Source organism: Reyranella sp. (assembly GCF_036558665.1).
Classification (GTDB): domain Bacteria; phylum Pseudomonadota; class Alphaproteobacteria; order Reyranellales; family Reyranellaceae; genus Reyranella.
Window position 1 is genome coordinate 24853 of the sequence record NZ_DATBFE010000074.1, and the last position, 15364, is coordinate 40216.

Below are 15364 nucleotides of genomic sequence, written 5' to 3' on the forward strand. Positions count from 1 at the left end.
GTCAGGATTTCTTGCTGAGTTCCGCGAGCTGGCTCTGCAGCTCATCGAGCTTGCGCTTCAGATCATCAATGGCTTCGACATTGTCGCCTTGCGCCGCCGCCGGCTCCGCCTTGGAGCCTGTACCGTTGGCGGTTGCCGACGATGCGCCCTGCCCGGCGCCGAACGGGTTGAACATGCGCATCGCCTGCTCGAACATCGCCATGTTCTGCTTGCCCATCGACTCAAACTGCTGGAACGGATTGAAGCCGAAGGCATTCTGCATGTAGCGCCGCATCTGTTCCTGGTTGCGCGCGAACTGGGTCATCGACATTTCGAGATATTGCGGGACGACGCCCTGCAGGCTGTCGCCGTAGAAGGAGATGAGCTGGCGCAGGAAGGGGATCGGCAGCAGCGTCTGGCCGCCTTTGCTCTCTTCTTCGAAGATGATCTGCGTCAGGACCGAGCGGGTGATGTCCTCGCCCGTCTTGGCGTCGTAGACGACGAAATCGGTCTTGTCCTTGACCATCTGGGACAGATGGTCGAGCGTGACATAGGCCGAGGTCGCGGTGTTGTAGAGCCGCCGGTTGGCGTATTTCTTGATGACGACGGGAGCTGGCTTGGGGCCGCTCTCCGGTGCTGCTGCCTGATCGGCCATACGCTGCACTCCTTTGCCGTACGCTGAACGCTCGTTCACTCCCAGTTCCGCGACCTTAGCGCCGATACCGCAGTGCGACAAGTAAGCTGAGCGCGTGCGAAAGAAGCGCCGCTGCGGCAATGCCGCTATAGTGAGACCATGAGCTCGGACAAGGACGACCTGTCGGGCGAGTTCGACCAATTGGCCCGGCGTTACCTCGATTTGTGGCAAAGCCAGCTTTCCGGCCTGGCGACTGATCAGGCCCTCACCGAGCAGATCGCGCGTCTGTTCGCGACCGCGAACGCGCAGGTTGCGTCCGTCATACAGGCCGCTCAATCTGGCGCGCATGCCGCCGCCGCCCCTTCGAGCCCCCCGACTGGGACCGCGCCCGCTGCCGCTGCATCTCGGCACGGCGCTGATGAGCTGGGCGAGTTGCGAGAGCGCATGGCAGCTCTGGAAGCGCGGATCGCCGGGCTCGAGGCGAGACTCCGGTCCTTCTGAACAGCTCGCTCTCCTGATGGCCGAGGCGGCGGCCCTGGAGAGGCAGGCTGGCGGCGGTCGGTTTGAGGCATCACTTCGCCGCGAGATCGGCCGACGGATGGCACGGCTGGCCGACGGCGTGCTCGCCTACCGTCGCCATCCCGTCCATCGCACCCTGGAAGATCCACCGGCCATCTGGCGTGAGGGCAACACGCGCGTGCTGGATTTCGGCAGGACGCACGCTGCGGCGCGCGAGAAAGGCACGCGCGCCGTCCTGGTCGTGCCGTCCTTGATCAATCGATGGGAGGTCTTGGACCTCACTGCGGAGAAGAGCCTGCTGCGCGCCATGGCGGCGGAGGGGTTGCGGCCCTACCTGGTCGATTGGGGGACGCCCGATGGCGAGGAACGGCGCTTCGATCTTGCCGCCTATGTCGCGCGTCTCGACCGCGCGCTTGCCGTCGTCGCCAGGCGCGCCCGTCGACGCCCAGCGGTGATGGGCTATTGCATGGGCGGCACGCTCGCCGTGGCGTTGGCGGCGTTGCGCCCGCGCCGCCTGGCCGGCCTCGCCCTGCTGGCCGCGCCGTGGGACTTCCATGCCGACAAGACAGGCCACGCCTTCCTGCTGTCGACCGGCCCGCTGCTGGCCAGGGTCGCGGACGAGACGGGCGAACTGCCGCTCGACATCCTGCAGACGCTGTTCTGGTCGCTCGATCCCTGGCTGGCGATGAAGAAGTTCAGTCGCTTTCTCGGGCTCGACCAGCAAGGCGAGCCGGCGCGGGAATTCGTCCTCCTGGAGGACTGGCTGAACGGAGGCGCACCGCTGGCCGGCCCGGTTGCTCGCGACTGCCTGATCGGCTGGTATGGCGACAACCTGCCAGGCACCGGTGGATGGGTCGTGGATGGCCACGCGATCGTGCCGGCGAACATCAAGACTCCCTCCCTGGTGATGATCCCGTCGGGCGACCGCATCGTGCCGCCACTGTCGGCCGCCGCGCTCGCCGACCCCGCCCGGGGCCTGAAGGATGCGACACGTCTCGATGTGCCGCTCGGCCATATCGGCATGGTGGTGAGCAGTCGCGCCCGCGCTCTCTGCTGGACGCCGCTGATCGACTGGCTGAAGGCGAGATGATGGTCGAGTCAAAACCCCCGGTCGACTTGCGTGTGCCTGTCATCTGGATCGTGCTGCTCACGATTTCCGTGTTCGCCCACGCCTATGTCGAGGTGGCCGACACAGGATACCGGGTCACCCTGGCGAAGGCTGTTGCGCAGGAGGTGACAAGCCATCTCATGATCGCGGCGATGCTGCCGGCGCTCTATTGGCTCCATCGTCATCGACCGATTTCGGCGGGGCCGCTCAATCTCGCCATTCATGTCGCGGCCGTCGTGCCGTTCAGCGTCATCCGCACGGTCGGGATGACCGGCCTTCGGTTGCTGTGGTTCGTCGGCATTCTGGGCGAGCGCTATTCCTTTCCGCTCACGGCAAACCGGCTATTCTACGAGTTCACCAAGGACATCGTGAACTACGCCATGCTGAGCGCGGCGGTCATCGCCATCCGCTACCTGCTCGAGCGCGCCGACAGTCTGAAATCGCTGCCGCCGTCCGCCGCCGCCGAGGCAGCTCTGCCTGCCGTCGAAGTTGTCCGGCCGGAGCGTTTTGCGGTCCGCCGGCGCGGCGGCAAGGAGGTCGTGGTGGAAGTGGCGGATATCGACTGGGTCGAGGCGTCGGGCAACTATGCCATCCTCCATGTCGGCGGCGAGAGGTTCGAGATCCGTTCCTCGCTCAGCAAGCTCGAAGGCGACCTCGATCCCAAACGGTTCGTGCGCGTGCACAAGTCCCATCTCGTCAATATCAGTCGCGTTGCCGAAGTGACTCCCTGGATCAGCGGCGACTGGCGCATCCGCCTGCAGGATGGCGCCGAGGTGAACCTGAGCCGCCGCTACCGCCAGCGCTTCGAGGCGCTGGCCCCGGTGCGAAGCTGACCGCTCGTCCTCAGCCGCTCGCCGGTCGTCCCAAGCACGCCGCCAGTCATCACAAATCGACCCGATATCAAGCAGTTGGGGCCTAACACCAGCAAACAGCGAACCAACTCAGGGGGCAACGATGATGCGACGCGACTTGTTCAGGCTGGCCGGCGGTCTGTCCCTGATGGCGAGAGGCGCGAGCGCGCAGACGCGCCGGGAAGCCTTTCGGAGGGTCCGTCCGGGCGAAGCCGGATGGCCGTCCAAAGGCCAATGGCAGGAGCTCGACGACCGGGTCGGAGGCAGGCTGATGGCGGTGAAGTCGCCGCTCGACGCCTGCCGCAACGGCGGCGATCAGGCGGCCTGTGACGCCGTCTTTAAGGGCTTCAAGAATCCCTATTTCATCCGGGACAATGTCGCGCTGACACAGACCACGGGCTGGGCCGATGCCTGGGTTTCTCAGCCCAGCGCCTACGCCGTGGCCGCGCGCAATGCCGCCGACGTCGCGGCCGCGGTCAACTTCGCACGCGACAACAAGCTGCGCCTGGTCGTGCGCGGCGGCGGGCACAGCTATCTCGGAGCCTCGAACGCGCCCGATTCGCTGCTGGTCTGGACGCGGCCGATGGAATCGATCGTCATGCACGATGCGTTCGTGCCCCAGGGCTGCAACACCGCGCCGCAAGCCGCCGTTTCCGTCGGCGCCGGCAATGTCTGGCTGAAAGTCTATTCCGCCGTGACCAAGGCCGGGCGCTATGTCCAGGGCGGCGGCTGCTGCACGGTCGGCGTACCGGGTTTGGTTCAGGGCGGCGGCTTTGGCAGCTTCTCCAAGCGCTTTGGCCTCGCCGCCGCAAGCCTGCTCGAAGCGGAAATCGTCACTGCCGACGGGCAGGTGCGTGTCGCCAACGCCTGCAGCCATCCCGATCTGCTGTGGGCCCTGAAGGGCGGAGGGGGCGGCAGCTTCGGCGTCGTCACCCGGGTTACGCTCAAGACCCACGAACTGCCGAATTTCCTTGGCGGTGCGTTTGGCGCAATCAAGGCAAGTTCGTCCGAGGCCTACAAGCGCTTGATCGCGCGGTTCATGGACTTCTACCAGACGACGCTGTTCAACCCGACCTGGGGTGAGTCGGTGAGATTCCAGCCCAACAACGTGCTGGAGATCAAGATGGTCTTCCAGGGCGTCGACCAGGCTACGGCGGCGGCAACCTGGAAGCCGTTCATCGATTGGGTAGGAGCGTCTTCGCAAGACTACACCATTGCCACGCCGCTGCGCGTCCTGGCGGCTCCCGCGCACTTCTTTTGGGACGCGGCCTTCCTCAAACAGAACCTGCCCCAGGTGATCCTGGCGGACAGTCGGCCCGGGGCACCGGACGACGCGGTTTTCTGGGCAGGCAATCTGGGCGAGGCCGGCTGGTACATCCACAACTACGAATCGACGTGGTTGCCGCGCGCGCTGCTCGCCGATAGCAGGCGCCAGGCGCTGGTCGAGGCGCTGTTCGCTGGGTCGCGGCGTCGAGCCTTCGAACTGCACTTCAACAAGGGGCTTGCCGGCGCCCCTGCCGACGTCATCGGCGCATCGCGCGAAACGTCCATGAACCCGGCGGTGCTCGACGCGTTCGCGCTGGTCATCGGCGCGGCCGCCGGACCGCCCGCCTTTGTCGGAATCTCAGGGCACGAGCCCGACATGAGCAGGGCGCGTCGCGAGGCCGCCGACGTGAGCGCATCGCTGATGGAGATACGCAAGGTGGCGCCCGACGCTGGGACCTATGTCGCCGAATCGAGCTACTTCGAGAAGGACTGGCAGCGCGCCTATTGGGGTGGCAACTACGCGCGTCTGCAGGAGGTGAAGAAGAAGTACGATCCAGACGGATTGTTCTTCGCCCATCACGGCGTGGGCAGCGAGGAGTGGAGCGCCGACGGCTTTACCCGGCTCTAACCCGCGATACTCGACGTCATGCGAAGACGATTCCTGCTCGCGGGGCTTGCGGCGCTCGCCGCCGCTGGTCGCGCCGACGCGGCCCCGGCGACACCAAAGCTCTCCCGGGTCCGTCCGGGTCAGCCCGGATGGCCTTCAGACGCGGCATGGGACGACCTGCGCAAGAGCGTCAACGACCGGCTTCTCAAGGTCCGACCGTCCCTCGATGTGTGCCGCGCCGAACCCGCTGCAGCGGCTTGTCGCGACCTCTTCCGGGAGCTCAAGAATCCCTACTTCATCGGCGACGATGTCAGCCTGACCCAGACGCTGGGCTGGCTCGATGCCTGGACATCGCAGCCCAGCGCCTATGCCGTCGTTGCGGCCCGGACCGAGGATGTCGTCGCCGCCGTCAACTTTTCGCGGCGGCACCGGCTTCGGCTGGTCGTGAAGGGCGGCGGGCACAGCTATCTCGGCACTTCCAACGCGCCCGACTCGCTGATGATCTGGACGCATCCCATGAACGAGATCGTGTTGCACGACTCGTTCGCTGCTCATGGCTGCGCAGGGCAGCAGCCGGCGCAACCCGCCGTCTCGATCGGCGCGGGCGTGCTTTGGATGCAGGCCTATAATGCCGTGACCACCCGCGGCGGCCGCTACGTGCAGGGCGGCGGATGCGGCACGGTCGGCGTGGCCGGCCTCGTCCAGGGCGGCGGCTTCGGCAGCTACTCGAAGAACTACGGCATTGCGGCGGCGAGTCTCCTCGAGGCGGAGATCGTGACGGCCGACGGCGCCGTGCGTCTGGCCAACGCCTGCACCCATCCCGACCTGTTCTGGGCCTTGAAGGGCGGCGGCGGCGGCACGTTTGGTGTCGTGACGCGCGTCACCCTGCGCACGCATGAGTTGCCGTCCTTTTTCGGCGGCGTTTCGGTTTCGATCAAGGCAGCGTCCGACGCGGCGTTTCGCAAGCTGATCGACCGCTTCGTTGCCTTCTATGCGAAAGACCTCGCCAATCGCCACTGGGGCGAGATCGCCAACGTCCGGCCAGGCAATCGACTCGACATACAGATGGCGTTCCAGGGGCTGACCTTGGAAGAAGCGGAAGCGGCGTGGCAGCCGTTCCTCGAGGGCGTAAGGGCCGCATCTCGAGACTTCATCTTCGAGAGGCCGGTGCGGATTCGGGTCGCGCCGGCGCGTCACCGCTGGGATCCCGCGTTTCTGAGAAGCTTCGCGCCGGCTGCTGTCCGGACCGACGACCGGCCCGCCGCTCCGGCGGACAACATCTTCTGGACGGCCAATGTCAGCGAGGCTGGACATTTCATCGAAGATTTCGAATCGGCGTGGCTACCGGCATCGCTGCTGCAGGCCGACCGCCGCGCGGCACTGGTCGATGCGCTGGTGGCGGCGGCACACCATTCGACGGTGGAGATCCATTTCCAGAAGGGGTTGGCGGGCGCCGCCGAGGAGGCGATCGCCGCCGCGCGCGAAACCGCGATGAACCCGGCGGTGGCCGATGCCTTTGCACTTGCCATCGTGGCCAGCGAGGGACCGCCAGCCTATCCCGGCCTCAACGGCCACCAGCCGGATCTTGCGCGGGCGCGCCGCAACGCCGCGCAGGTTCGCAAGGCCGCGGCCGAGCTCCGCAAGGTGGCTCCTGCAGCGGGCGCCTATGTCGCAGAGAGCAGCTTCTTCGAGAGCGAGTGGCAAGCGGCCTACTGGGGTCCGCATTATCCGCGGCTGCTGGCCGTCAAGCGCAAGTACGATCCCGACGGCCTCTTCTTCGTCCATCACGGCGTGGGCAGCGAGGAGTGGAGCGCCGACGGTTTCACCCGGCTCACCTAGCGGTCGGGCGCTCCTTGCAGGCCGCGTCATCCGGTCTATAACATGGACTGCAAGGGCGGCCTGCAAGGAGGGACTCATGGCAACCGACATCGTCATCGCGAGCGCGGCGCGCACGCCCATCGGCTCTTTCAACGGCGCGTTCAGCGCTGTCCCGGCTCACGATCTCGGCAAGGTCGCGATCAAAAGCGCGCTCGAGCGCGCCAAGGTGAAGCCCGACGAGGTCGACGAGGTCATCATGGGCCAGATCCTGAGCGCCGGCCAGGGCCAGAATCCGGCGCGTCAGGCCGCGGTCAACTCGGGCATCCCGGTCGAGAAGACCGCTCTCGGCATCAATCAGCTCTGCGGCTCGGGCCTGCGCGCCGTCGCCTTCGGCTGGCAGGCGATCCGCAACGGCGACGCCTCGATCATGGTGGTCGGTGGCCAGGAGAGCATGAGCCAGGCGCCGCACGTCGCCCATCTGCGCGACGGCGTGAAGATGGGCGAGATGAAGATGATCGATTCCATGCTCAAGGACGGCCTGTGGGACGCCTTCAACGGCTATCACATGGGCAACACCGCCGAGAACGTGGCACAGAAGTACCAGATCACCCGTGCCGAGCAGGACGCCTTCGCGGCTTCGTCGCAGAACAAGGCCGAGGCCGCGCAGAAGAGCGGGCGCTTCAAGGACGAAATCGTTCCGGTCACGGTCAAGACCCGCAAGGGCGAGGTCGTCGTCGACAGCGACGAGTTTCCGCGCCATGGCACGACCGTCGAAGCCTTGGCCAAGCTGCGGCCGGCCTTCACCAAGGAAGGCGGCTCGGTCACCGCCGGCAACGCCTCGGGCATCAACGACGGCGCTGCGGCGCTGGTGCTGATGACGGCCGACGAGGCCAGGAAGCGCGGCCTGAAGCCGCTGGCCAAGATTGTGTCGTGGGCCACCACGGGCGTTGATCCCTCGGTCATGGGCATCGGACCCGTCACCGCCTCGCAGGCCGCGCTGAAGAAGGCGGGCTGGACGGTGAAGGATCTCGATCTCGTCGAGGCCAATGAAGCCTTCGCCGCGCAGGCGGTCGCCGTCGGCAAAGAGCTTGGCCTCGACCCGGCGAAGCTCAACGTCAATGGCGGCGCGATCGCGCTCGGTCATCCGATCGGCGCTTCCGGCGCACGCGTGCTGACGACGCTGCTCTACGAGATGCAGAAGCGCGACGCCAAGAAGGGACTCGCCACACTCTGCATCGGCGGCGGCATGGGCATCGCCATGTGTGTCCAGCGCGACTGAATTTCGTCGGGCCCAAGAGCAATACGCCGCCGCTTGCGGATAGAGAGGCCAGGCGCGGGTTCCTAGGTTCGTGCACAGCGAACCAAGGAGCCCGCAATGTCTTCCGCAAATACCGAATCGCTGCCCGCGACGTTCAACCGGCTGGCGTGGTCGAACCTCGCGGCGCAGTCGGCCGAGCAGGTGGCACTGGCAGCGGCGCCGATCGTGGCCGTGCTGTTGCTGGGCGCAGGCGAAGGCGAGACAGGCGCGCTGCAGACCGCGCTCACCCTGCCGTTCGTCCTGTTTGCCATCCCTGCCGGCCTGCTGGCCGATCGCCTGTCGCGGCGCTGGCTCATGGCCGGCGCCGAAGCGCTGCGGGCGGCGTCACTTCTTGCCATACTCGCTGCCCTCTGGTTCGGCGTTCTCGGCCTGCCGCTGCTGGCCGTGCTGGGCTTCATCGCGGTCTGCGGCACGGTGGTCTACAGCGTCGCCGCGCCGGCGCTCGTGCCCTCACTGGTTTCTCCGGCGGCGTTGCCGGCGGCGAATGCGCGCATCGAGCTTGCCCGGACCGTCGCCTTCGCCGGCGGTCCCGCTCTGGGTGGCCTCCTCGTCGGTTGGATCGGCGCGGCACCGGCCTTCGGCTGCGCCGCGTCGCTCTCGATCGTAGCCGTCGTCCTGCTGGCGGGCCTGTTCGAGCCGGCACGCGCGCCCGTTCCGCGCCGGCATCCACTCCACGACATCAGGGAAGGCGCCGCTTTCGTCTTCAGGCACGATCTGCTGCGACCGGTGTTCGTCACCCAGTTCATCTTCAACACCGCGTTCTTCCTGATCCTGGCCGTGTTCGTGCCTTACGCCGTGCATCGTCTCGGGCTCTCCGCGTCCGGTGTCGGCGTCGTACTCGGCATGTATGGCGCCGGCATGATCGCCGGAGCGTTGCTGGCGACGCGCGTCATGCGCCGGCTGCCTTTCGGCAGCGTGATCGGCCTTGGTCCTGTCACCGGCGTGGTGGCCTCGGGCGTGATGGCGCTCACGGCCGTCTTTCCCACGCCCATCCTCGCGGGCCTCAGCTTCTTCCTGCTGGGCGCGGGTCCCATCATCTGGGTCATCAGCACGACGACGCTTCGCCAGTCGGTGACGCCGCCGCGCTTGCTCGGTCGCGTCTCGGCCATCAATATCATGGCTTACGGCGCACGGCCGCTGGGTGCCGCGCTGGGCGCGGCGGTCGGCGGTACCTTTGGCGCCGAGGCTTGCCTCTATCTCGCCGTGGCAGGCTTTGCCGCGCAAGCGCTCGTCATCCTCATGTCACAAGCCGTGGCGCTCTCGCAGCAGCCGGAAATGGCCGGCGATTGATCGCATTGCTTGCCTCTGCCCCCGTGACTCCGGCTACAGTATCGGCGATTGAGTCAGGGAGGAAACGATGGCTGGACGAGTGGCATTGGTTACCGGCGGCACGCGTGGAATCGGCGCGGCCATTTCCAGGATGCTGAAGCTTCGAGGGTATCTGGTTGCCGCCAACTACGCCGGCAATGACGTGGCTGCCGCCGCCTTCAAGGAGGAAACCGGCATTCCCGTCTACAAGTTCGATGTCGGCGACTATGCCGCTGTCAAAGAGGCGGTGTCACAGATCGAAAAGGACCTGGGACCGATCGAGATTATCGTGAACAATGCGGGCATCACGCGCGATGCGACCATGCGCAAGCTCGATCGCAGCATGTGGGACGCCGTGATCGACACCAACCTCGGCTCCTGCTTCAACGTCAGCAAGGCGGTTTGGGACAGCATGAACCAGCGCGGTTTTGGCCGCATCGTCAATATCGGCTCGATCAACGGTCAGGGTGGCCAGTATGGGCAGGTCAACTATGCCGCCGCCAAGTCGGGCATTCACGGCTTCACCAAGGCGCTGGCGCAGGAGGGCGCCGCCAAGGGCATTACCGTGAATGCGATCGCGCCCGGCTACACCGACACGGACATGGTCTCCGCCGTGCCGCCGAACGTGCTGGAGAAGATCATCGCCAAGATTCCCGTCGGGCGGCTCGGCAAGGCCGATGAAATCGCCCGCGGCGTACTGTTCCTGATCGCCGACGATGCCGGCTTCATCACCGGCTCGACGCTGTCGATCAATGGCGGCCAGCACATGTACTGACGCTGCCGGATCTTCGCGGATAAGATGAGGGCCGGCCCGTCGCCGGCCCTTTTCGTTCGGGAGCATTCATGTCGAAGTTGATCGAGTACAAGGATATGGATCCGCGCGCCAGGGCCGTGGTCGATGGCATCGCCAAGGCACGCGGCATCGATCCGGCCAACATCAACAACGTCTGGAAGGCATTGGCGCGCCATCCTGCGGTGATGGAGCGCTTCGCGGCCGAGATGAAGGCCGCCTTCGCGCCGGGCAAGATCGATCCCCTCACCAAGGAATTAGTTTATCTCGCGGTCAGCATCACCAATCAGTGCGACTATTGCATCGCCTCGCACGGAACGATGGCGCGCCGGAGGGGCATGACCGAGGAAATGCACGAGGAGTTCATGGCCGTGGTGCTGGCCGCGCAGAAAGGCAACAAGATCGCCATGGCCTATCGCGTCCCCGTCGACCCGGTATTCGAGGAGAAATGATCGTGGCTCGGCCGGCCTCGACCGTCTGGGACGCCAGTCTCTATCTCAGGTTCGCCGATGCCCGCATGCGGCCGGCGCTCGATCTGATGGGCCGGCTCGATCCCGCGAACGGCGCGCGACCGGGGCATGCGATCTACGATCTGGGCTGCGGCGCCGGCAATATCTCGCGCATTCTGGCCGAGCGATTCGCCGACAGCAGGGTGATAGGCATCGATTCTTCTGACGAAATGTTGGCCAAGGCGCGATCGCAGACACCCGACGCGCGCGTGACCTTCGCCAAGGGTGACTTGTCCGAGTTCAAGCCCGAGGTCGCGCCGTCCATTCTCTACAGCAATGCCGCCTATCAGTGGCTCCCCGGCCACGTCGACATGTTCCCCGCGTTGATGAAGCTGCTGCCGCCAGGCGGCCAGCTCGCGATCCAGATGCCGCGCAATCACGACGCGCCCTCGCATGCGCTCATGCGCAAGGCGGCCGAGGCCGGGCCATGGCGCGACAAGCTGGCCGGCGTGGGCGGCATCGCGCGGGTGCACGAGCCGGCACGCTACTACGACGTGCTGAAGCCCCTTTCCGCCGAGCTCGAGGTCTGGGAGACGATCTACCAGCAGGTGCTCACCGGCGAGAATCCGGTGGCGCAGTACACGAGTTCGACGGGGCTGCGGCCATTCCTCGAGGTGCTGGACCCGGCCGAGCGCGCGGCCTTCTATGATACCTACGCCGGAATGACGGCCGAGGCCTATCCCATGCGGGCCGACGGTATCACGCTCTTTCCCTTCCGGCGGCTGTTCATCGTCGCCCGCCGCGCATGATCGCACGATGGCAGTTGCTCGCGGCGCTGGCCCTCTGGGCGGCAGGCGTCCCGGCGTTTTCCGCCTTGGCACAGCAGCCGACACCGCCAAAGGCGATGATCGCGGCGGCCCATCCGCTGGCGGTCGAGGCCGGGCTCGAGACGCTGCGCCAGGGCGGCAACGTCATCGACGCCGCCGTCACGGTGCAGATGGCGCTGGGAGTCGTGGAGCCGCAATCGTCCGGCATCGGCGGCGGCGGCTTCCTGCTCTACTACGACGCCGGTTCGCGTGCGATTACGGTCTATGATGGACGCGAGACGGCGCCAGCCGGCGCCGCGCCGGACATGTTCCTGCTGCCGACGACGGCGGGCCGGCAACGAATGCCGTTTGGCGAGGCCGTCGCCTCGGGGCTGTCCGTCGGCGTGCCCGGGGCCGTGGCCTTGCTCGACCTGGCACACAGGGAGCACGGCAAGCTCGCGTGGAAGGACTTGTTCACGCCCGCCATCGAGCTCGCGCGCAATGGCTATCCGGTTTCGCCGCGGCTTGCCGACTGGCTGAAGACGATCAAGACCTTCCGCGACGATCCGGAGGCGCGCGAGATCTACTACAACGTCGATGGCTCACCGAAGGCAGTGGGCGATCGTGTGGTCAATCCGGCCCTTGGCGACATGATGCGCCTGCTGGCCGACGAAGGGACGAAAGCACTCTACGAAGGGCCGGTGGCCGAGGAGATCGCCTCACGCGTGCAGGGCAACAAGCGGCCGGGGACCCTGTCGACGACCGATCTTGCCGCCTATCGCGCGATCAAGCGCGACGCAGTGTGCGGGCCCTATCGCGTCTGGATCGTTTGCGGCATGCCGCCTCCGTCATCGGGCGGTATCGCGGTATTGCAGGCACTGGAATTGCTGGAGCCGTTCCAACTTGCGCAGGACAAACCCAATGCGCTGCGTTCGCTGCATCTCATCGCCGAGGCGAGCCGTCTCGCCTTCGCCGATCGGGACCGCTACATCGGCGATCCGGCGTTCGTCGATGTGCCCGCCGGCAAACTCCTGTCGGCTGCCTACATCGCGCGGCGCCGCAAGCTGATCTCGCCCGACAAGAGCATGGGCAAGACCGCGCCGGGCGATCCCAGCTATCCCGAGCATGGCACCAGCCACATGACCATTGTCGATCACTGGGGCAACGCCATCTCTTTCACCACGACCATCGAGCAGGCCTTCGGTGCGCAGATGATGGTGCGCGGCTTCATCCTGAACAACGAGCTCACGGATTTTTCCGCTATGCCGGAGATCGATGGTCGGCCGGTAGCCAATCGCGTGCAGCCTGGCAAACGGCCGCGCTCTTCGATGTCGCCGACGCTCGTCCTCGACCAGCACCGAGATCTCGTGCTGGCGGCGGGATCGGCGGGCGGCGCGCGCATCATTGGCGATACGCTGCAGGCACTGATCGGCATGCTGGACTGGAATCTTCCGCCACAGCAGGCCCTCGCCCTGCCGCGCATCCTCAACATGAACGGGCCGACCATCCTGGAGGACGTGCCGTCGCTCAGGGCGCAGGCGGATGCCTTGCGCGCCCTTGGCCACGAGGTACAAGTCAGCCGTCTCGAAGGCGGTCTCACGGCCATTCGCCGCAGCGGCGACGGCTGGGAAGGGGCCGCCGATCCACGGCGCGACGGCGTCGCCAAGGGAGAGTAGGGTTGGCCAGCAAATTGCCCAGCGTGTTGCTGCGCGCCGGCGAGGATCGCCGTGTTCGCGCCGGCCGCCCTTGGGCCTTCTCCAACGAGATCCTGATGGATGCCGAAACCAAGGCATTGCCGGCGGGATCGCTCTCGATTCTGCGCGCGGCTGGCGGCCAGGCGCTCGGTCTCGCGACCTTCAATCCGCACTCCCTGATCGCGGCCCGGCTGCTGACGTCGAATCCTGAAGCGGCCGTCGACGCGCTATTCTTCGGCCGGCGGCTCGCCCGAGCGGTAGCCCTGCGCAATCGGCTGATCGGCGTTCCGTACTATCGGCTGGTCCATGCCGAGGCCGACGGTTTGCCCGGCATGGTCGTCGATCGCTTCGACGACGTGCTGGTCGTCCAAATCAACAGCGCCGGCATGGATGCCCTGACATCGGTGCTGCTGGAGGCGCTGGAAGCCGAGCTTTCGCCCAGAACGATCGTGCTCAAGAACGATTCCCCGGTACGCGAGCTCGAGGGCCTGAAGCGCGAGGTGGTGGTCGCCAAGGGCGAGCTGACCGGCGTCATCGAGCTGATCGAGAACGGTGCGAGGTTCGTGGCCGACCTCTCGGGCGGCCAGAAGACCGGCTGGTTCTACGATCAGCGCGATAATCGGCGTTTTGTGGCAGGTCTCGCAAAGGACGCGCGCGTGCTCGACGTCTATAGTTATTCCGGCGGTTTCGGGGTGCTGGCGGCGAAGCAAGGCGCGCGGTTGGTGCTTTGCATCGATCGCTCTGCAACGGCGCTCGATGTGGCGCGGGAAGCTGCGAAGCTCAACGGCGTCGAACAGGCGATGACATTCCAGAAAGGTGAGGCGTTCGAGGCTCTGGAACGGCTCAGCGGAACGTCGGCCCGCAAGTTCGATGTGGTGATCTGCGATCCGCCGGCCTTCGTGAAGAGCCGCAAGGATCTCAAGACCGGCGCGCAAGGCTATCGCAAGCTGGTACGGCTGGCGGCGCCGCTGGTGGCGCGCGGCGGCTTCTTCTTCGTCGCCTCGTGCTCCCATCTTGTGGAGTCGGCAGTCTTCGCCGACCAGGTACGCCACGGGCTGCGCGATGCCGAGCGAACTGGCCGCATCCTGCTGAGTTCTGGCGCCGCCCTTGACCATCCGGTCCATCCCAGTCTGCCCGAAACCGCCTACTTGAAGGCGCTTACCTTCCAGCTCGACTGATGCTGCGAGCAGGACCGCGCAATCTGATCACCGACGTGGACGGCCTGCTCGTGGGCAACGTCGAGGACGAGACGCTGCGCTCGGGGGTGAGCGTCGTCCTGTGCGAAACGCCCTCTGTCGCCTCGGTCGATGTGCGCGGCGGCGCACCGGGCACCCGCGAAACGGATTTGCTCGATCCGTCGTGCCGCGTCGACCGGATCGACGCGGTCTGTCTTTCCGGCGGCTCGGCCTTTGGTCTTTCGGCTGCCGACGGCGTGATGCGCTGGTTGCGTGAACGGGGTCGGGGCGTTGCCATCGGCGAAATCGTGGTGCCGATCGTGCCGACCGCCATCCTGTTCGATTTGTTGAACGGCGGAAACAAGCAGTGGGACTGGCCGCCCTATCGTGAGCTCGGCTACCAGGCAAGCGGCCGCGCTGCCCGCGACTTCGCGCTTGGCAATGCGGGTGCGGGCATGGGAGCCAAGGCCGGCCACCTCAAAGGTGGACTCGGCAGTGCCTCGGCCGTCGATCCGCAGAGCGGTCTGCAGATCGGTGCCCTGGTTGCGGTCAATGCGCGCGGCTACGCGACCATGGGTGACATGCCGCATTTCTGGGCATGGGCGCTGGAACAGGAGGGCGAGTTCGGAGGCCTCGGCCCGCCGCCGCACGGTGTCGGGCTTACGGTGTCGCATGCGCGGACGGATCCCAGCCACGATCCGGCCGATGCGACACGCGATGACCCGCGTGCCAACACCACGATTGCCGTCGTGGCCACCAATGCGCGCCTCGACAAATCTGCGGCGCAGCGTCTCGCGATCATGGCCCAGGACGGATTGGCGCGCTCGATTCGGCCTGTTCACACCCCGCAGGACGGCGATACAGTGTTCGCCATCGCAACTGGCCGCCATGACCTTGGCGTCGATCCGCTGGCGCTGGGCGAGATCGGGACGTTGGCAGCCGACTGTCTGGCCCGCGCTGTCGCGCGCGGTGTGTATCGTGCGAGGACGCTTGGCACCGCGCGAAGCTGGAACGAGGTCTTCGGTCGCTGAATTTGCGCATC

13 protein-coding genes are annotated in these 15364 nt (G+C 66.3%); 12 read left to right on the top strand and 1 reads right to left on the bottom strand.

Annotated elements, in window-relative coordinates; translation table 11 throughout:
• Position 1 precedes the first annotated feature (1 nt).
• Positions 2-961, bottom strand: a complete 960-nt coding sequence (gene phaR / locus VH499_RS12830; RefSeq protein ID WP_332053133.1) for a polyhydroxyalkanoate synthesis repressor PhaR — start codon at positions 959-961, stop codon at positions 2-4.
• 250 nt (positions 962-1211) lie between these two features.
• Between phaR and VH499_RS12835 the strand changes: the two genes are divergently transcribed.
• The 12 genes from VH499_RS12835 to VH499_RS12890 all read left to right on the top strand — a co-directional run bounded on the left by VH499_RS12835 (position 1212) and on the right by VH499_RS12890 (position 15353).
• Positions 1212-2222: a hypothetical protein gene (locus VH499_RS12835; protein WP_332053134.1), complete on the top strand. Its 1011-nt coding sequence runs from the start codon at positions 1212-1214 to the stop codon at positions 2220-2222.
• Positions 2222-3073, top strand: coding sequence for a LytTR family DNA-binding domain-containing protein (locus tag VH499_RS12840; protein WP_332053135.1), 852 nt, complete (start codon positions 2222-2224; stop codon positions 3071-3073). The genes VH499_RS12835 and VH499_RS12840 overlap by 1 nt, the downstream gene beginning before the upstream one ends.
• A gap of 121 nt (positions 3074-3194) precedes the next feature.
• The gene (locus tag VH499_RS12845) at positions 3195-4985 is read left to right on the top strand and encodes an FAD-binding oxidoreductase (RefSeq protein ID WP_332053136.1); all 1791 of its coding nucleotides are present in this window, start codon (positions 3195-3197) and stop codon (positions 4983-4985) included.
• 18 nt (positions 4986-5003) lie between these two features.
• Entirely contained in the window at positions 5004-6803 is a 1800-nt protein-coding gene (locus VH499_RS12850) for an FAD-binding protein (RefSeq protein ID WP_332053137.1), read from the top strand.
• 76 nt (positions 6804-6879) lie between these two features.
• Positions 6880-8061, top strand: coding sequence for an acetyl-CoA C-acetyltransferase (locus VH499_RS12855; RefSeq protein ID WP_332053138.1), 1182 nt, complete (start codon positions 6880-6882; stop codon positions 8059-8061).
• A gap of 96 nt (positions 8062-8157) precedes the next feature.
• Positions 8158-9390: an MFS transporter gene (locus VH499_RS12860; protein ID WP_332053139.1), complete on the top strand. Its 1233-nt coding sequence runs from the start codon at positions 8158-8160 to the stop codon at positions 9388-9390.
• Positions 9391-9457: 67 nt separating this feature from the next.
• Positions 9458-10183 (top strand): acetoacetyl-CoA reductase, encoded by a 726-nt coding sequence (phbB, locus tag VH499_RS12865; RefSeq protein ID WP_332053140.1) that lies wholly within the window; start codon positions 9458-9460, stop codon positions 10181-10183.
• Between the two features lie 68 nt (positions 10184-10251).
• Complete coding sequence (locus VH499_RS12870; RefSeq protein ID WP_332053141.1) at positions 10252-10650, top strand: carboxymuconolactone decarboxylase family protein; 399 nt, start codon at positions 10252-10254, stop codon at positions 10648-10650.
• Between the two features lie 2 nt (positions 10651-10652).
• On the top strand, positions 10653-11456 hold the full coding sequence (locus VH499_RS12875) for a methyltransferase domain-containing protein (protein WP_332053142.1): 804 nt from the start codon (positions 10653-10655) through the stop codon (positions 11454-11456).
• Positions 11453-13129: a gamma-glutamyltransferase gene (gene ggt, locus VH499_RS12880; protein ID WP_332053143.1), complete on the top strand. Its 1677-nt coding sequence runs from the start codon at positions 11453-11455 to the stop codon at positions 13127-13129. Before VH499_RS12875 ends, ggt begins: the two co-directional genes overlap by 4 nt.
• A gap of 2 nt (positions 13130-13131) precedes the next feature.
• Positions 13132-14325: a class I SAM-dependent rRNA methyltransferase gene (locus tag VH499_RS12885; protein WP_332053144.1), complete on the top strand. Its 1194-nt coding sequence runs from the start codon at positions 13132-13134 to the stop codon at positions 14323-14325.
• Complete coding sequence (locus VH499_RS12890) at positions 14325-15353, top strand: P1 family peptidase (protein ID WP_332053145.1); 1029 nt, start codon at positions 14325-14327, stop codon at positions 15351-15353. The genes VH499_RS12885 and VH499_RS12890 overlap by 1 nt, the downstream gene beginning before the upstream one ends.
• Positions 15354-15364: the final 11 nt, after the last annotated feature.